General features: G+C 40.3%; 16 protein-coding genes. 12 read left to right on the forward strand and 4 right to left on the reverse strand.

The window, feature by feature from the left end; translation table 11 throughout:
* Positions 1–166: 166 nt before the first annotated feature.
* The 9 genes from CYCPU_RS0104150 (at position 167) to CYCPU_RS0104190 (ending at position 7,595) form a co-directional block, all read left to right on the forward strand.
* Entirely contained in the window at positions 167–880 is a 714-nt protein-coding gene (locus CYCPU_RS0104150; RefSeq protein WP_020162010.1) for a thermostable hemolysin, read from the forward strand.
* Complete coding sequence (locus tag CYCPU_RS0104155; RefSeq protein WP_020162011.1) at positions 880–2,343, forward strand: AMP-binding protein; 1,464 nt, start codon at positions 880–882, stop codon at positions 2,341–2,343. The genes CYCPU_RS0104150 and CYCPU_RS0104155 overlap by 1 nt, the downstream gene beginning before the upstream one ends.
* A gap of 2 nt (positions 2,344–2,345) precedes the next feature.
* Positions 2,346–3,017 (forward strand): iron-containing redox enzyme family protein, encoded by a 672-nt coding sequence (locus CYCPU_RS0104160; RefSeq protein WP_020162012.1) that lies wholly within the window; start codon positions 2,346–2,348, stop codon positions 3,015–3,017.
* A gap of 151 nt (positions 3,018–3,168) precedes the next feature.
* Positions 3,169–3,798 carry a tetratricopeptide repeat protein gene (locus CYCPU_RS0104165; protein WP_020162013.1) on the forward strand — a complete coding sequence of 210 codons (630 nt, stop codon included), beginning with the start codon at positions 3,169–3,171 and terminating at the stop codon, positions 3,796–3,798.
* A gap of 16 nt (positions 3,799–3,814) precedes the next feature.
* A complete protein-coding gene (locus tag CYCPU_RS0104170) occupies positions 3,815–4,474 on the forward strand; it encodes a response regulator (RefSeq protein ID WP_016389564.1) in 660 nt (219 codons plus the stop codon).
* Positions 4,471–5,796: an ATP-binding protein gene (locus CYCPU_RS0104175; RefSeq protein WP_020162014.1), complete on the forward strand. Its 1,326-nt coding sequence runs from the start codon at positions 4,471–4,473 to the stop codon at positions 5,794–5,796. Before CYCPU_RS0104170 ends, CYCPU_RS0104175 begins: the two co-directional genes overlap by 4 nt.
* Positions 5,797–5,804: 8 nt before the next feature.
* Entirely contained in the window at positions 5,805–6,128 is a 324-nt protein-coding gene (locus CYCPU_RS0104180) for a cupredoxin domain-containing protein (protein ID WP_015005632.1), read from the forward strand.
* Between the two features lie 4 nt (positions 6,129–6,132).
* Positions 6,133–6,909 carry an FTR1 family protein gene (locus CYCPU_RS0104185; RefSeq protein ID WP_020162015.1) on the forward strand — a complete coding sequence of 259 codons (777 nt, stop codon included), beginning with the start codon at positions 6,133–6,135 and terminating at the stop codon, positions 6,907–6,909.
* A complete protein-coding gene (locus tag CYCPU_RS0104190; protein ID WP_020162016.1) occupies positions 6,906–7,595 on the forward strand; it encodes a hypothetical protein in 690 nt (229 codons plus the stop codon). The genes CYCPU_RS0104185 and CYCPU_RS0104190 overlap by 4 nt, the downstream gene beginning before the upstream one ends.
* Before the next feature lie 100 nt (positions 7,596–7,695).
* Here CYCPU_RS0104190 and CYCPU_RS0104195 read toward each other — a convergent pair whose 3' ends face one another.
* The 3 genes from CYCPU_RS0104195 to CYCPU_RS0104210 all read right to left on the reverse strand — a co-directional run bounded on the left by CYCPU_RS0104195 (position 7,696) and on the right by CYCPU_RS0104210 (position 13,594).
* Positions 7,696–10,065 carry an ATP-binding protein gene (locus tag CYCPU_RS0104195; protein WP_020162017.1) on the reverse strand — a complete coding sequence of 790 codons (2,370 nt, stop codon included), beginning with the start codon at positions 10,063–10,065 and terminating at the stop codon, positions 7,696–7,698.
* Entirely contained in the window at positions 10,049–11,005 is a 957-nt protein-coding gene (locus tag CYCPU_RS0104200; protein WP_020162018.1) for an ABC transporter substrate-binding protein, read from the reverse strand. The genes CYCPU_RS0104195 and CYCPU_RS0104200 overlap by 17 nt, the downstream gene beginning before the upstream one ends.
* A 525-nt stretch (positions 11,006–11,530) precedes the next feature.
* Positions 11,531–13,594, reverse strand: coding sequence for a TonB-dependent receptor plug domain-containing protein (locus CYCPU_RS0104210; RefSeq protein WP_020162020.1), 2,064 nt, complete (start codon positions 13,592–13,594; stop codon positions 11,531–11,533).
* Positions 13,595–13,732: 138 nt separating this feature from the next.
* Between CYCPU_RS0104210 and cysM the strand changes: the two genes are divergently transcribed.
* The 3 genes from cysM (at position 13,733) to CYCPU_RS0104225 (ending at position 16,503) form a co-directional block, all read left to right on the forward strand.
* A complete protein-coding gene (cysM, locus tag CYCPU_RS0104215; protein ID WP_015005638.1) occupies positions 13,733–14,620 on the forward strand; it encodes a cysteine synthase CysM in 888 nt (295 codons plus the stop codon).
* Between the two features lie 62 nt (positions 14,621–14,682).
* Positions 14,683–16,011: a 23S rRNA (uracil(1939)-C(5))-methyltransferase RlmD gene (gene rlmD, locus CYCPU_RS0104220; RefSeq protein WP_020162021.1), complete on the forward strand. Its 1,329-nt coding sequence runs from the start codon at positions 14,683–14,685 to the stop codon at positions 16,009–16,011.
* Positions 16,012–16,503, forward strand: coding sequence for a L,D-transpeptidase (locus tag CYCPU_RS0104225; RefSeq protein ID WP_015005640.1), 492 nt, complete (start codon positions 16,012–16,014; stop codon positions 16,501–16,503).
* Position 16,504: 1 nt separating this feature from the next.
* Here CYCPU_RS0104225 and CYCPU_RS0104230 read toward each other — a convergent pair whose 3' ends face one another.
* The gene (locus tag CYCPU_RS0104230; RefSeq protein WP_015005641.1) at positions 16,505–16,891 is read right to left on the reverse strand and encodes a flagellar basal body-associated FliL family protein; all 387 of its coding nucleotides are present in this window, start codon (positions 16,889–16,891) and stop codon (positions 16,505–16,507) included.
* Positions 16,892–16,915: the final 24 nt, after the last annotated feature.

A 16,915-nucleotide genomic window follows, 5' to 3' on the forward strand; every position in this document is an offset into this window, starting at 1 on the left:
TTGTAGGTTACCTTAGGTCTACAGCATAAGCTGTAACGTATTAAAGGCGATGTTCAGGGGAATATAAGGTTTTTATTATGTTTTTGCATTTATTCCAATTCTCTTAAGATTGGCTTAATTTTCAACAAGTACACTCGTAACCAGTCTATGAGAATAAGGATTGGTTATGAGTGCACTACAAAGTGAATCAGAGGGTAGCAAACAACGTGCTGATTCAGAAGCAAACAAACGAGTTTTTTTACCTCACTTATCTGTTGTTTTAACAGGCCTTGAATCACCGCAACGAGCTAATGTAGAAGCATATATTACAAAGCAATTTTATAAAAACCATGCCGCGCAGATAAAGAGTTTTTTACCTTATTTATTATCTGCAGAAACCAAAAAAAATATAACATCTGTGCTTGGGTTCTATCCGGCTGAGATCGATAACCCAATGTTTTTAGAACAATATTTAGATGATAAGGCTGAGTTAGTGATTAGTCGGCTGTTCAACCTTAATGTTGACCGGCAGAAGATAGCGGAAATTGGTAACTTAACATCGAGCTATCCTAGTACCAGTAAAATGCTGTTTGTTTTAATAGTGTCAACACTCTATCAATTAGATATTGATTGGGCATTATTTACCGCAACTAAGCAAGTTCAATCTATGATTTCGGAACTGGATATTGGGTGTATTGATATTTGTGATGCCCAAGCCGAAAGTCTTGCGTTTGATAGTGGTTCATGGGGCAGTTATTACAAAAACCAACCCAAAGTTATTGCAGGCGATATAAAAAAAGCTTATGCAATATTGAAAAGTCATCCGGTTTCAGGTTTTGTGATGACTAATTATCAGTCCACAATTGATCAGCTTGTATTGCGAGTATCTTTGGACCGGTAATGCTTTGGAACGAAATTAAAGAGCTTGCCAAACAGCGGCCAAGTGATATAGCCATTGTTGGCGAAAAAAAAGCATACACCTATAAAGAATTGCTGAATGGGGTTAATGTTATATCAAGGTTTTTAGTACGTTATCAGCATAAAGTATTGGCCTTGTTTTGTGATAATTCGCCTGAATGGTTGTTAGTTGACCTTGCTGCTAATGTATCAGGGGTGACCTTGTTACCCTTGCCGGCATTTTTTTCTCAGCAGCAATTAGCCTTTGCTATTGAAAAATCGGGCACATGTGCGCTGGTTCATAAGCGTGATGATAGCTTATCGAAAGTTACGGAGTTATTGAATACAGAGGTATTGATTGGGGATTTACTCTGTAGTGACTTGAAAAATATAGCGGATAGCGAATTACCCGTTTCTACTGCGAAAATAACGTTTACATCGGGTTCAACAGGTGAGCCTAAAGGTGTTTGCTTATCGAACAAGCAGCAGTTTGCGGTCGCGAAAGCTACTCATGATTCATTACAATTGACAGTCGGGAAGCATTTATCAGTATTACCGTTTAGCACCTTACTTGAAAACACAGCGGGTTCGTACGTGACCTTGTTAAATGGTGGAACTATTATTGCCTTACCCAGCAATCAATTAGGCTTTAATGGCAGCAGTGACTTTAAGTTATCAGCTTTGCTGAAAACGATTGAGAAATATAAGCCCGTTAGTTTAATTTTATTACCAGAAATACTACTGAGTCTTATTGGTGCGATAAAAAAAGGTTGGACGCTACCCTCGTCCATAGCGCTTATGGCTGTCGGTGGTAGCAAAGTGTCTCAACAACTCATTCAGCAAGCGCAATCGTATGGCTTGCCCGTTTATGAAGGGTATGGGCTATCTGAGTGTGCTTCGGTTGTGAGTTTAAATTCAGCTAAAAATAATAAAGTGGGGTCGGTTGGCAAGCCCTTGCCGCACCTTGAAGTACGCATTGTGAACGATGAAATTATTGTTTATGGCAACCCGTTCCTGGGTTATGTAGGTGAGCCTGCTTCATGGAAAAAAGCAGAAATTGGAACGGGCGATTTGGGGTTTTTAGATGAACAAGGGTATCTATATGTCAATGGACGTAAAAAAAACCTTCTTATTTCAAGTTATGGTCGGAATATTAGTCCTGAATGGGTTGAAGGCGTTTTATTAAGCGATGGTTTGCTTAAACAGTGTGTCGTGTTTGGCGATCAACGGCCACACTGCATTGCACTAATATCCTTAAGAGATGAAGCAATGCCTGAAGAAATAATAAAGGATAGCATTATCAAAGCGAATCGCTCACTGCCTGATTATGCGCAGGTTAAAAGATGGGCAGTACTACCACAACCGATGAGTTTTTCAGCAGGCACGATGACCTCTAATGGCAGACCCGTTAGGGATGTTATTTTGAGGCAGTATCAATCAACTATACATCAATTATATTCGGAGTAAGGATGATGGCCTTTTTTCATCAATTGCAGCAACAAACCGAGCAGGAGCGTCATCAACTGTTGGCGGCCCCGATTATTAACAAAGCGGTGTCTGGAACAATCTCAAAAGAGGAATATATCGCTTTTTTAGAACAGGCTTATCACCATGTTAAACATACGGTGCCATTATTAATGGCAGCAGGTGCGAGAATTCCAGAGGAAAAAGAGTGGCTACGTAATGCATTGGCAGAATACATCGAAGAAGAGTTAGGCCATCAAGAATGGATTTTAAACGACCTTGCTGTGTGTGGGGTTGATAAAGAAAGAGTTCGGCATGACGCGCCAGCCTTTGAAACGGAATTAATGGTTGCGTATGCCTATGATGTTATTAACCGTGTTAACCCCTTGGGTTTTTTTGGTATGGTTCATGTGTTAGAGGGAACCAGTGTCACAACAGCCGATAGAGCGGCAGATGGCATTCAAGAGGCATTGAGTTTACCTGATGAGGCGTTTAGTTATTTACGCTCACATGGCGCACTCGATCAGGATCATGTTCAATTTTTTGAAAGCTTAATGAATAAAATAAATGAGCCAGCTGAGCAGCAGCTTATTATTCGTTGTGCCAAACAGTTTTATCGACTCTATGGTGATATTTTTTGTAGTTTAACTGAACAGCCTGAAAAGACATTAGCATAGAAGGTAAGCGTACTTATAAATATATAAAACAGCGTGACGAGTAGTGGTGCATTGGCTTATCAATGATGTTATTAAGCGCTGGCTGTTCAATCTACGGATAAACAGTGAGCAAACACTAAAGGTTGCTGAGTAACCTAAATTGGAGTTTAGGATGAAAAATATTGCGAAAATAATGTGTTACGTTTTGCTCTTATCATCAACTACCGTCTTGGCAGATGTTCAACAGGATGTGGCTCTTTTGGCAAAAGATTGGGCAAAAGCTAACTACCAATTGAATGGGGCGCAGCAAGAAGAAGCGTTTGACAGCTTAATAGAGCAATCTAACGAGGCAGTTAAGTTGCATCCGAGATCGGCGGAAGTGCTTATTTGGCGGGGTATTATTAAATCAAGTTTCGCAGGCGTTAAGGGTGGCCTGAGTGCGTTATCATTAATAAAAGAAGCAAAAAAAGATTTGGAAAAATCTATTTTATTAGATGATAAAGCCTTGTCTGGCTCAGCATATACAACCTTGGGAACATTATATTTTAAAGCGCCAGGCTGGCCTATTAGTTTTGGCAATGACGAACAAGCAAAAAGGTACCTTCAAAAGGGCATACTCCTTGATCCAAACGGCATTGATAGTCATTATTTTTATGCTTTGTTTTTGCTGGATCAAGGTGAGAAAAAACAAGCTCAAGCTAGCTTCATAAAAGCACTCGATGCTAAAGCAAGGCCAGGCAGAGCGCTTGCAGATAGCGGCCGCCGGTATGAAATAAATGAAGCATTGCATGAAATTAATTAGCATTTAAACTGAACAAGTGAATATTTTATTGGTTGAAGACGATGTAGCATTGGCTAACGCCTTGGTAAAGACGCTCACACACGAAGGTTTTGTGGTTAATCATTTGAAGCATGGCCAACAAGCGATAAACGTCGTTAAAACTGAGCCGACTGATATTGTGATTTTAGACTTGGGTCTGCCTGATATAGATGGCTTGGATGTACTGCGGGCCATTAGGCAGCATACAGCGCAGTTGCCGGTACTTATTTTAACGGCTAGATCATCGATTGATGACAAGGTGTCGGGCTTGGATTTAGGGGCGGATGACTATTTAGCAAAACCATTTGAAGTGGATGAGCTGTTGGCGCGTTTAAGAGTTGTTGAACGCCGTTCTAGTAGCTCCAAACATGCAGGCCTTCAGATCGGCGACGTTGAATTAGACACGGCTTGTTATGGTTTATCGGTTGCCAACGAAGCGGTGGATATATCGCGTCGTGAGTTTACCTTGTTAAAGGCACTGATGGAAAATGCTGGGCGTGTTTTAACACGCGAAAGCCTGGAGTCAAAACTGTATAGCTGGAATGAAGAGGTGGCGAGTAATACGATAGAAGTTCATATTCATCATCTTAGAAAAAAGTTACCTAAAGGTTTTATCAAAACACTTCGAGGTGTTGGGTATATAGTGAAGCCAGCATGAGGTCAATTCGTACCTTTTTATTGTTAACACTGTTAGCGACTATTACCGCGGTGACGTTTTTATCGTTATTGCTAGGCTACCGCTCGAGTCTTGCTAAAACGGATGCTTTGTTTGATGAGCGACTTAAAAACTTAGCCAGCATTATTGTACATGCTAATCATGATCTCACGCCTAGGGTTGAAAAAACACTCGACCTTAAGCCTTCGGTTTTTTTTCAAATTTGGTCGCATGATGGCGTACTTATTGCGCGCTCCGGTAATGCGCCTGAACACCAAATGTTTAACAGTCAATTGTCGGAAGGCTTTCATGATGAAAACTACGCAGACTTTCGTTGGCGTACTTACATATTACAAGACAGGCTTTTTAAACGCTGGGTGATCACAGGGGAACGTATCGACTTACGTTATGAAATAGCCGATAAAATTGTATTATCTGCCATCAAACCAACAGTGATGGCTATCCCATTGGCCGCCTTTATTATTTGGTTAACGGTGGGTTTTGGTTTAAAGCCTTTACGTGAATTAACCACGCAACTCGGTGATAAGAAAGCGGATGATCTGTCTGCAATTTCGATTAAACAACAACCCAAAGAATTAGAGCAATTACTTATAACAATCAATGACTTATTCAATCGCTTAAATGATGCATTCGTACGTGAGCAGCAATTTTCTGCGGATGCGGCGCATGAGTTGCGTACCCCTATTAGCTCCTTAAAAGTGCAGTTACACAACCTAATGTCTACTAAGGACATAACTGATGGCGATCTAGAACCTTTGAAAGAGGGAGTGGAACGAATGGGGCATGTGATTGAGCAGATACTGAGTTTATATCAACATTCAGCCGATCAAGCTGCTCAGCAAATGGAACCGTTAAACTTAACTGATATTGCTAAGATGGTGATTGCCAACGAATACATGCGGTTTGAGTCAAAGCAGCAAAGAATAAGTTTGAATGCAGAGCCTGTATGCCTTATCAAAGGTAATGAATTTGCACTAGAGAGTTTATTGCAAAACTTAATTCTTAATGCCAATAAATATACGCCAGCAAAGGGTGTTATTTCGGTAAATATTAAATCCAAAGACAATGCTGTGATGCTTTGCGTAGAAGACTCTGGGCCAGGCATCGTAGAAGAAGATCGGGTACGTGTTTTTGAACGGTTTTATCGGGTGGGTGGAGATAGACATGCATCCGGTATATTAGGGTGTGGGCTTGGCTTAGCCATTGTGCAGCATATTTCTACTTTTCATGGGGCTAAGGTTGAACTGGCAGTATCAGCTGAATTAGGTGGTTTAAACGTGATGGTAGAATTTCCAGCTATTTAAGGGCATCTATGCGTATATTTATATTACTCATCATCTGCTTAATGTTGACAGTAACCCCACTTTTCGCGGCACCTACAGTTAATATTGTTATTCGTCATCACCTGTTTTACCCGTCCACGGTTGAAATTCCCGTCGATACCAAAGTAAAGCTGTTAATTGATAACCAAGACCAGACAGCAGAGGAGTTTGAGAGTTATGAGCTTAACCGTGAGAAAGTTATTCCAGGACATTCAAAAGGCGTTGTTTTTATAGGTCCATTACCAGCGGGTGAATACCCCTTTTTTGGTGAGTTTTTTCCTAAAACAGCTCAGGGCAAGGTCATTGTAAAGTAACGTTATGCTTATCAATTCAGTCATTATTATCTTACGGGAAGTATTTGAAGCAGCGCTTATAGTCAGTGTGCTGTTAGTGCTATCTCAGAAACTGCAATTACCGCGTCGTTACTTTCTTTCCTCTTTGGGCTTAGGTGGGGTGTTATCAATTTTTTATGCTCGTCATATTGCATCTATTTCGATGTTTTTTGATGGTGTTGGGCAAGAAATTTTGAATGCGTGCATGCACCTAATGACGTTTATTTGTTTGTTATTTTTAATTTTTTCAATGGGTAGGCGACCTTATTACAAAACAACTGTATGGGCGATTGCTGGGTGTTTATCGGCCACTTTAGTGGGCGAAGGGTCAGAAATAATCATTTATATTCAAGGTTTTATAGGTAATGAGCAGCTATTAGAAACAGTGCTTGCAGGCAGCTTTATTGGAGCTGGAGTTGGCTTCAGTGTGGGAGTGTTTATGTATTATTTAATGATCAATTTGCGTCCTAGGAAGGGGGTTGCTGTTTGCTTAGTTGCCTTGGTTCTAATCAGCGCGAGTATGACCACTCAAGCATTTCAATTGTTAATTCAGGCGGATATTTTGATCAGTCAATCACCATTATGGAACACCTCATCATGGGTGAGTGAGGGCTCTGTTATAGGGCAAATTTTATATGCCTTGCTTGGCTATGAATCAACGCCAACGCCTATTCAAGTTGGTGGGTATTTTATAAGTTTAATGCTTTCATCGGCCTTAGCTGTTAGGACTTTTAAAACCTTTAAGTGGGAAATGGGCGAGTGAGAACAATAAGCAGAACACTACAAGCCTGTTGTTTAGCACTTTTAGCCGTTCGTGTGGCAGCATCGGAATTTTCGGTAGATAAAGTGTATCACCCGTACGTCCAGCCTTTAGAAAGGGAGCTGGAATGGCGAATGTTATCAGGAGATGGGCAGCAACTTCACCGGCTTGGTATCGGTAAATCATTATCGGATAGCTTGTTCGTTGAGGGCTATCTTATTGCAGAAGATAACGATCGGCACTTTTCTTTAGAGGCCTTAGAGCTGGAAGTAAAATGGCAGTTAACTGAACAAGGTGAGTACGATGCTGACTGGGGTGTTTTATTTGAACTTGAGCATCAGCAGCACGATGATACTTGGGGCTTATCCAGTGGTCTTTTAATGGAAAAAGAGTGGGGTAAATGGGTGGGTGCCGCTAATTTTATTATTGAGTATGAGTGGGGGAATGAAATAAAGAATGAGCTTGAATCGTCGCTTGCTCTTCAGGCACGCTATCGGTATTCAGAAAAGTTAGAACCTGCCATTGAGTTTTATAGTAATGAAAATGGCCAGGCGGTAGGCCCTGTTGTAATGGGTGATATTCGCTTAGCCCATGCGAAAAAAATGCATTGGGAAGTGGGCTCCATATTTGGCTTAGGTTATAAAGGCCCTGATAGTACTTTGCGCGTATTGATAGAGTATGAGTATTAATGCAGAGGGATTAAGGTTTTCTACTTAACTGTAATTAGGGTTTCTTGATTGATTAAAGCGCCATGTAATGGTTGCTATGGGCACGTTATAAGAAAGTTGTTTAAGTTTCTTGATTATTAGTAAGGGTTTGCAGCAAGGTAAGAATGTCGCTTTTTAATGTAAGCAATGTCTGTATTTCATTACAAAAAATCTTGTGGAACTTTTGAGTATTATTTTTATCGTTTTCCCTCAATACAAGCTCAAGTTTTTTCGCTGCTGATTTTAATAAAGGTGTTCCACAATATGCTGCCGAACCGTGGATTTTATGGACTGCTTCTGCTGCATCCACTATGTTGTTTTGCCCAATCAGCTCTGAAATGTCTTCGCTTTGTTTAGGGAGTTCAGATAAAAACTTCTCAAGCATAATTAACATAAAAGAATGGTCCGCATTCATGCTTTTTTTAGCTAAATGATAATCAAACGGTTGACTGTTAGAGGCTGAGTCGCCATTTGTAGTGGTTGATATAAAAGGCTGCGTATCAAAATCATGTTCGCTAAGTAATTGCTCAATTAAGGCGAAAAAGTGTACTTGATCAATAGGTTTTATTAGGTACCCATCAAATGAACTGATGTGGTGTGCCTTCTCTTCACCTGAGGTAATGTGTGCAGTAATAGCAATGGCGGGTGTTTTATAGTTAGGGTTTTGTGGGTGGTTACGTATTTCAAAAAGTGCCTCATTGCCCATTTTTAAAGGCATTCTTAAATCAAATAGCATCAGGTCATAGGGGTGCTTGAAGGCTAGTTCAATGGCTTGTTGGCCATCGTTAACACAGGTTACATTAGCGTGTTGTTTTTCTAATAAATGACTCAACAATAATCGATTAATTTCGTTGTCGTCTGCAACTAATATATTTAAAGAACTTAGGTCGGGCAGAGGGTGTTCAATCGCTATGGGTTTATTAATAGCTTGGTAGCTATCTTTCACCTGTGTAAAGGGTAGACTAAAGGTGAAATTAGAGCCTTCGCCTAAGGTGCTTTCTACCTTAATGCTGCCGTGAAGTGCATTTAGCAGGCGTTTAGTAATTACTAAGCCAAGACCTGTTCCCTGGTCGCTAGTAGCGCCATCAAGTTGAGAGTATTCTTGAAAAAGCTGTTTGAGGTTATGTCCACTGATGCCGATACCGTGATCAATGATGCTAATATCAATAACATCCTGCTTGTAAGGGTTCATTTTTAAGCGAACGATAACAGATGATTGGTGACTGAACTTGATAGCATTGCTAAGTAGGTTAATAAGTATTTGACCAAACTTGACGTGGTCTTGATTAATAACCACAGGGACATTGGCATCGTGCTGATAATTAATGCTGACGTGATTTTCCTTTGCTTGGGCAGATAAAAGCAAGATGGCATCTTGTATTGCTTTTTTCAGTTCAAAATTTGTTTTATGAATAAGTACTTTGCCAGATTCAAGCTGGGTAAAATCTAATACTTCATTAATAATGGTTTGTAAATTTTTTGATGATAAATGAGACGCATTGACCAATTTCAGTTGCTCATCATCAAGAGGGGTTTGTTGAATGATTTCAAGAAAGCCGATAATGCCATTTAACGGAGTTCGTATTTCATGACTTATATGTGAAATAAACCGTGATTTTGCATCCGCGGATTTGAGGATTTCTTCTTGGGCAGAAAAAAGCTTGTCGTTTTGAGACCTTAACTCTTGCGTCGCTTCAAGGACCCTCTGTTTCAGAATCCGTTGGTGATTATTAATTTGCTGAGCCATTTCATGAACACCGCTCTCGAGTGTGGCAATTTCATCTTTGCTACTGATATTTGGGGTGTTAGGTGGTGGAGTGTAGTTGCCTTTAGTAATGTTTTTTACATCACGTGTTAATTTTAGAATGGGGCGACTAATTGTTGCGCTGAAGTATTTTGCAATAAGAGCGATTACCAATAGTAAAAATAAGGTGATGTAGATTGTGTTAGATAAAATATTATATTGCCGTTGTTGAATAGCCTCATATGAAAGCGTGAGTGTGACGTAACCAATGGTTTCATTTTTTTCAACCGGTGGGCCAACCAATAAGCTATCAAATTCATCCGTGTTTTCAATTGATTTAAGTGTGATTGGTTGAACAATTTCTTTTGATGGGTTGGATAGTAATGAGGGTGTTGCAATATCACTGTTTGCATAGGAAAGAGCCGTTCCCGCACTGTCTGTAATTTTAATAGAGAGGATATCTGGCTCATTAACTACTGAACGGACAACTGCATCGAGCGCCGCTAAATTCCCAGAAAAGACACCATTAACACTGGATTTGGCTATTGAAAGACATAAGTTCTCATTCGTTTTATGCAATAAATCGTACATGTCATTTAAACGCGTTGAGGTTAGGTAGGTGGCTAATATAATGGCTACGATGGCTGCTGGCATAACGCCTAGGAGTAGCAGCTTATCTTGTAATTGAAACCTACTTATCAAACTCATAGCTGATTAATTGCGCTTGTAATGCTTTATCGTTAGGGAAATGTAGGTTTAAACTTTTTGCGACATTTCTATTGGAAATAACGCTGAAATATTTAGGGTAAACAATACTGTTTGCCAGAGGCTTCTTTGCTTCCTCTAGGGCGAAGATTGTTTCGGTTAGATGCTTAGCCAACTGCTCGAGGCTACTGACTGTTCCTGCAATAGCCCCGGCTCTTATAAAGCCTTTAGAGAAACCTATGATGGGTGTTCCATAACGGTAACTGGTTAGTAGGATTTGTGAAAGAGACGTGGCGTTATAAATATCGGTATCGGCTATTGCGAGAATGATGTCCGAAGATTGTGAAACACGACCTATTTGGGAATTTACATTTTTTGAATTACTAAGGTGTTCGTTAATGGTTAATTTTTTATCCGCGGCAATTTTCTTTAAGTGTGTTAGCTGATCTTTTGATTGATGAGTGACAATAACACCAATGTTTTTAAATAAAGGGCTAAGACGTTGTATTAAATTTAATTGTCTAGCTGGTGGCTGATCCAAGACAAAGAAAAAGTGATTAGGCCGAAGCTCTCGGCATGACGGTAAGCATGGGATGTTCTTTTTAGCATGTGATAATGTTGTTAAGGCGTGAAATGTTGTGGTTTGTATATTCAATTCCACGAGTTTTTTTATGGCTTTATTATCGAGATTAATCAGGATGTCGGGTGAGTCTTTTATTAGCGTTTCGGTGCTTAATGAGCTGGTCGGTATGTTTCGTAATTGTATGCTGGGGTCTTGAGATAGCTGGTTCGTAATAAGTGTTTTATAGCTGGTTTGATAATGGCTAGCGTTATCAGAAATGATAGCCAAATTTTGTGCAAGTAAGGGTATAGGTATCAGCAGTAAAGCCACTGCTAGATAGACACTATAAAATTTTCTGGGCTGATGGGTGTTAATCAGCACGCTATTTTATCCTTTGATGCATTTGGTTATTGGTGACTACGTATTGATGAAGAGGCTGCTTTTTATTGGATGCTAATGATGAGCTAAAACGGATTCCATTAGTTAGCTTTTTCGATAGTTTAAAGTACAGTCGAATATTAGCAATGGTTTGATACGTGGGGTTGCCTTTGGTGAGTAGTCTGTTCCTTTTTAGACGTTCTGCGAAAAATTGTTGCTTAACAACATAAGAGAATATGTTATGACTATGACTAAGTTTAATGCCGAAAGTTAGGCAGATAATTTTAGCTATCAAAAAAGCATTAAAAATTATAGTCATCATGTTATTAATAGCTTAGCTAAGGAGCATTGCTGTGTGAGGCTATTCAAAATTAGGTAGAAGAAGAGTAATCGAGGGAACATTGAAAATAGGTATTGATTCTCAACATAAGGAACATAAATAAAGCCGACCAGTAATAAGCTGGTTAGTAAATACCTAGAGTTTTTTGTGCAACATTCCATGTCTTAACTTGTATTACTGTCGTCCTTTTAGTCATACCTATAGGTTAGTTCGACAAATGCTCGGTTATCGAGTTCAAATTCATTCAGGAAGTCTTTGTTTTTATCAAGAGCCAGTTGTAGGTTAAAGCTAAGGTCTATTTCTTGGCGTTGTGATAGGTTAAATGATTTTCCTGTATTAATATCTAAGCGCCTTAACGGACCTTGTGGGTTACCCGAGTCTAAATACTCCATGCTACTAGTGTAGTAGAAAGCAATGCTAGCCCATAAATTATTATCAAACGTATGGGAGACCAAAATATTAAAAACATCTTTTGGTACAGAGCTGCGAATATTTTCAATATCATTGTGAGTGATTCTCCCAACATTGGTATGGTTGTATGCATACCCTAGGTGAACTAAGTTATTTGCATCGGGTCGATAGTTCAGTTCAATTTCATAGCCGTTTATATTTGCATAATGCAGGTTGTCGACTGTTTGAACTTTGGTGCCAAGGTCAGCGGTAGCTATAGGGATGCCAAATAGTGACAGGGTCGCGTCAGTTGCTAGGCCCTTTACGTCAATCAGGTTGTCGTACTCATTTCTAAATAACTTAAGGTCTACGGTGAGTGCGTTATTAAAAAACAAACCATGGTAGCCTGCTTCGAGTGAGTCTACTGTTTCAGGGTCAAGCCCAGCTTTGGTTCGTAATAAAGGTTGATTCAATACCAGCCCCGGTATGCTAATAGACTCTATTGACGCATCGGCATTTAAATTATTTTCAACTAAGACTGGAGCTCTAATGGAATGAGAGGCAGAAAACCTAATACTTTGTGAAGGCGTTAGCAGGTAGTTTACTGCCAACCGTGGTGACAGATCATCACCTGATAATTGAGAATGCTCCCAAAGTGCGCCCATGTTGATAATTAAATTATGTTCGGGGCGCCACTCAACATTACTAAAGATGCGCTGAATAGAATTATCAAGTTTCTGTGTAGAGTTTTGTAAAAGAGGTAAATAGACACGATCGATTCTACTGCCAAGGCCCCAAGAAACGCGAACTTGATCATTAAAATGAAATTGATGCTCAAATTCCATATCATATCGATCAAAGTACTCGGTGAAGTCGAGACGACTAACGGAGCTCCCCATAAAGCCTAAACCTATATTGTTGGCATCAAAGAAAGTTGTAAATTTGTCTTTGTGTAGGTGTCTGGTATAGGAAGCTTGAGTAATAAACAGTTGATCATCAGGTGTTGAATGTTCCCATTTAGCATGAATTGAATGCTGCGAGTCATCAGTGTTTCTAGGTGGGTCAAAAGGATCTAATAAAGTGCCAGGTGTATGTGTTTCCCTTAAGGTATTGATGATACCGAAATTCAATTGCAAGCTATCGAGATGAGTAATTTGGTAATCCAATCGCCCGGTCAGCGAGTCATGACGGCTATCGTCATCATTATTGGCGTAGCCGTTATCATCAATGTGTGAAGCGGAGAGTCTAACGTCGATATCTCCAAAGGAATGGCTACCAGTTAGGAGCGTGCGTTGATAGCCCCTTTCACCGAGCGTGCTTTTAACTTGAAAATCATTTGTTTGCACCGCATGTGATGTGGTGATATTGATGACTGCTTGGAATGCATTCGAACCAAAGGAGGAGCCGTTCGGACCACGGATAACTTCAATTCTTTCAATATCTTCCATCATGATAGGAAGATTTGACCAGTCAACACCACCAAAAAGGGGACTATAAACAGAGCGCCCATCAATTAATACTTGAACGCCTTGGGGGAATTCACCACTAAGCCCCTGATAAGCAACAACAGGTTCATTGCCACGAAAGTGAGCAACATGAAAGCCGGGTACTAATCTAAATAATTCGGGAATGGCTTTTGCCCCCGATAGTTTGATCAGTTGACGGTCAATGATGGTGATCGTTGCCGGTGCTTCGGTTTGTGGTTGTGCTAACCGAGTGGCAGATAAGACAATAGGAATCTCGGTATTAAAAAAAGATAAATCGTTTATCTCATTTGCAACGGCAAAAGGTGTGATGAAGGCAATATAAAAAGCGAATAAGAGATTTTTTCTAGCAAAAAGGGGGCTTTTAACTATCTTCATTAGGCAACTATTTTTTTATGTAATTTTTAAAAAAATTTTAGCATAAGTCGATGGCCTTAAGGACATAACTCAAAATTATTAGCTACGTCGTAAAGGTATGATAGTCTTCTGTGCCAATTTTTGTTTTAAAGAGAGTAAATGACTTACCCAACCATTGAAGATTTTGTTGGAAACACGCCGCTCGTCAGGTTACAGCGGATGGACTCAACAACAAATACTATTTTGTTGAAGCTTGAGGGTAATAACCCAGCAGGCTCTGTTAAAGATAGGCCTGCCATTAACATGATTCAACAAGCGGAGTTACGTGGTGATATTAAGCCTGGAGACCGTTTGATTGAAGCGACTAGCGGAAACACAGGCATCGCTTTGGCAATGGCTGCGGCTATTAAAGGCTACAAAATGACACTCATCATGCCAGATAACATGAGTGCAGAACGGCGTGCATCAATGAAGGCTTACGGGGCCGATATTGTTTTAACACCGGCCGCTGGCAGTATGGAGGCGGCGATCGATCTAGCAAGGCAGATGGAGCAGCAGGGCAAAGGCACGATTTTGGATCAATTTGCTAACCCAGATAACCCTTTATCGCACTATAACGGCACGGGACCTGAAATTTGGCGCGACACGTCAGGAGAGGTAACCCACTTTATTAGTTCAATGGGGACGACCGGAACGATTATGGGTACCTCAATGTACTTAAAAGAAAAAAATAATGATATTCAGGTGATTGGTGTTCAGCCGGAAGGTGATTCTAAAATTCCAGGAATCCGCCGTTGGCCTGAAGAGTATTTGCCAAAAATTTATGATCGTTCACGTGTTGACGACATTCTTGAAGTTAATCAGCAGCAAGCCGAACAGACAATGCGAGCCTTAGCGCAGCGAGAAGGCATTTTTTGTGGTGTCTCGTCTGGTGGGGCCACTCATGTTGCTTTAGAGCTTTCAAAGCGTTTAAGCCATGCAACAATTGTTGTTGTTATTTGTGACAGAGGTGACCGGTATATTTCGACAGGAGTTTTTCCGGATTAAATTTTGTTTAACGTTTAAAATGTAATGCTTATTTAACATAGAAAGATGGTTTTAAAAGCAACATGGCTAGACGTAGGAATAGAAGAAAGAACTTACCGCCTGAAACGGCAACAGCAACAATAGAATCGTTAGCCCACGATGGTCGCGGTGTGGCACATGTAGATGATAAGGCGGTTTTTATCGCAGGTGCGCTACCAGGCGAAGACGTTGTTTTTGAATACAGTAAAAAGAAAAAAGATTTTGCCGAAGGCCGTGTTACTGAGGTGTTAAAAGCATCTGACGACCGTGTTGAGCCGGGCTGCCAGCATTACAGTATTTGTGGTGGCTGTAGTTTTCAGCACATTGATCCTGAGAAACAAATTCTTGCCAAGCAAGGCATTTTGCTCGATCAGTTTAAAAGCATAGCTAAACTCGAAGATGTTGAGTTATGGCCTGCGTTAACAGGGCCTTTTTGGGGTTATCGTCACCGGGCGCGTTTAGGCGTGAAAGATGTCGTAAAAAAAGGCCGAGTGCTGGTAGGGTTTAGAGAAAAAGCCAGCCCTTTTTTGGCTGAAATTGAAAAATGTGAGGTGTTACATCCCTCAGTTGGGCAACGCCTAATGGATTTGTCATCGTTGATTGGCAACTTATCGATTAAAGATAAAATTCCGCAGATCGAAGTGTCTATTTGCGATAGCCGAACAGCATTAGTTTTTAGAATTCTCGAGTCGTTAAGTGAAGAGGATATAGCGGTATTAAAACGTTTTGAAGTGTCTGCTGATGTAGATATTTATACCCAATCCAAAGGCCCAGATACCATTATCCCATTAAGCGGTGAAAAAGCACCGCTCAGTTACCAATTGCCGAATAATGTAAGTTTGTTCTTTGGCCCTAGCGACTTTGTTCAAGTTAATGTTGATATTAATCGCTCTATGATTAATAGAGCGCTAGAAACACTGGCGTTAAATGAAAATGATAACGTGCTTGATCTATTTTGTGGTTTAGGAAACTTTACGCTACCAATGGCTCGAGTGGCAGGTCATGTAACCGGTGTTGAAGGCAGTGATGAGCTGATTATACGGGCAAAACAAAATGCCGATAAGAATGGCTTGGACAACGTGGATTTTTATACCGCTAATTTAATGGAAGCTGTCGCTGAGGAACCTTGGACGAAGAAAAAATACAATAAAGTATTAATTGACCCACCTCGTTTAGGCGCAAAAGAAATCCTACCTTATTTGCCAAAGTGGGGCGCTGAACAGGTGCTTTATGTGTCTTGTAACCCATCTACGCTTGCACGTGATTCAGCTATTTTAGTGAATGAATTAGGCTATACATTAAAAAAGGCCGGTGTCATGGATATGTTTCCGCATACCTCGCATGTCGAATCGATCGCGTTATTTGAAAAATAAATGAATCGCCCTAAACTGAACATAATAATCAGTATTAGCGATCAGTTATTAGCGTTATATAACAGTGACCGATTGATTAAGTCCTATCCGGTATGCACCGCAAAAAATGGTGCCGGTGAACTGTTTGGTAGTGAGTGTACCCCACGAGGGAAACATATCATTCGCGCAAAAATAGGTGCTGGTCAGTTGTCAGGCAGTGTGTTTGTAGGTCGCCGTTTTACAGGTGAAATTTACCAACATGGCTTTGCAAAAAGCCAGCCGAATAGAGACTGGATATTGACTAGAATTTTGTGGCTGTCTGGTTTAGAAAAAGGCAAAAATCGTTTAGGTCAGGTTGATACGATGCGGCGTTATATTTATATTCATGGTGCACCTGATGAACTGGTGACCTCTACACCCTCGTCACATGGATGTATTCGAATGTTAAATACAGATGTTATTGAGCTTTTTGATCGGGTATCGGTTGGGTCTAGTGTGTTAATTAATGAATAGTTTATTGAGAAACAAACTCAGTAAAAAAGACAGCTTCTACGCCTTCTTTTTTAGCGTATTTTTTTAGTGTGGTGTTTAGAACTTGCACTGCTCGGTTTTGTAATTCTATTTTATCGCTGCCGCTGGAAATATTTTCCACATAATTATTGCTTAGCAATACAATAAGTGCGTGGCGAATAGCAGGGTTATGAGCCTCTATCGACTCTTTTATTTCATTGTTACGTAGTTGTAATTGAATACTGGTGCGCAAATAATGATTGTCGCCCAATAGGTTTACAGTGAACTGAGGTGTTAGCGGTAGATAGATGGCTTCTGCAGAAGTTTCCTCATTGGCAACAGTGAAGGGGGAAATAAACATAAGGCCTAAAAGTAAAGCAACAAAACGCATAACAGCTCCAAATAACGATGTGTT

It is taken from the genome of Cycloclasticus pugetii PS-1 (genome assembly GCF_000384415.1).
Classification (GTDB): Bacteria; Pseudomonadota; Gammaproteobacteria; order Methylococcales; family Cycloclasticaceae; genus Cycloclasticus; species Cycloclasticus pugetii.

Bases quoted from the DNA above. Each gene is read 5' to 3' on its own strand.
- cysM (WP_015005638.1), top strand. From the start codon at position 13,733: ATGACTTACCCAACCATTGAAGATTTTGTTGGAAACACGCCGCTCGTC.
- CYCPU_RS0104210 (WP_020162020.1), bottom strand. From the start codon at position 13,594: ATGAAGATAGTTAAAAGCCCCCTTTTTGCTAGAAAAAATCTCTTATTC.
- CYCPU_RS0104225 (WP_015005640.1), top strand. From the start codon at position 16,012: ATGAATCGCCCTAAACTGAACATAATAATCAGTATTAGCGATCAGTTA.
- CYCPU_RS0104230 (WP_015005641.1), bottom strand. From the start codon at position 16,891: ATGCGTTTTGTTGCTTTACTTTTAGGCCTTATGTTTATTTCCCCCTTC.
- CYCPU_RS0104160 (WP_020162012.1), top strand. From the start codon at position 2,346: ATGATGGCCTTTTTTCATCAATTGCAGCAACAAACCGAGCAGGAGCGT.
- CYCPU_RS0104150 (WP_020162010.1), top strand. From the start codon at position 167: ATGAGTGCACTACAAAGTGAATCAGAGGGTAGCAAACAACGTGCTGAT.
- CYCPU_RS0104180 (WP_015005632.1), top strand. From the start codon at position 5,805: ATGCGTATATTTATATTACTCATCATCTGCTTAATGTTGACAGTAACC.
- CYCPU_RS0104175 (WP_020162014.1), top strand. From the start codon at position 4,471: ATGAGGTCAATTCGTACCTTTTTATTGTTAACACTGTTAGCGACTATT.
- CYCPU_RS0104155 (WP_020162011.1), top strand. From the start codon at position 880: ATGCTTTGGAACGAAATTAAAGAGCTTGCCAAACAGCGGCCAAGTGAT.
- CYCPU_RS0104165 (WP_020162013.1), top strand. From the start codon at position 3,169: ATGAAAAATATTGCGAAAATAATGTGTTACGTTTTGCTCTTATCATCA.
- rlmD (WP_020162021.1), top strand. From the start codon at position 14,683: ATGGCTAGACGTAGGAATAGAAGAAAGAACTTACCGCCTGAAACGGCA.
- CYCPU_RS0104195 (WP_020162017.1), bottom strand. From the start codon at position 10,065: ATGAGTTTGATAAGTAGGTTTCAATTACAAGATAAGCTGCTACTCCTA.
- CYCPU_RS0104185 (WP_020162015.1), top strand. From the start codon at position 6,133: ATGCTTATCAATTCAGTCATTATTATCTTACGGGAAGTATTTGAAGCA.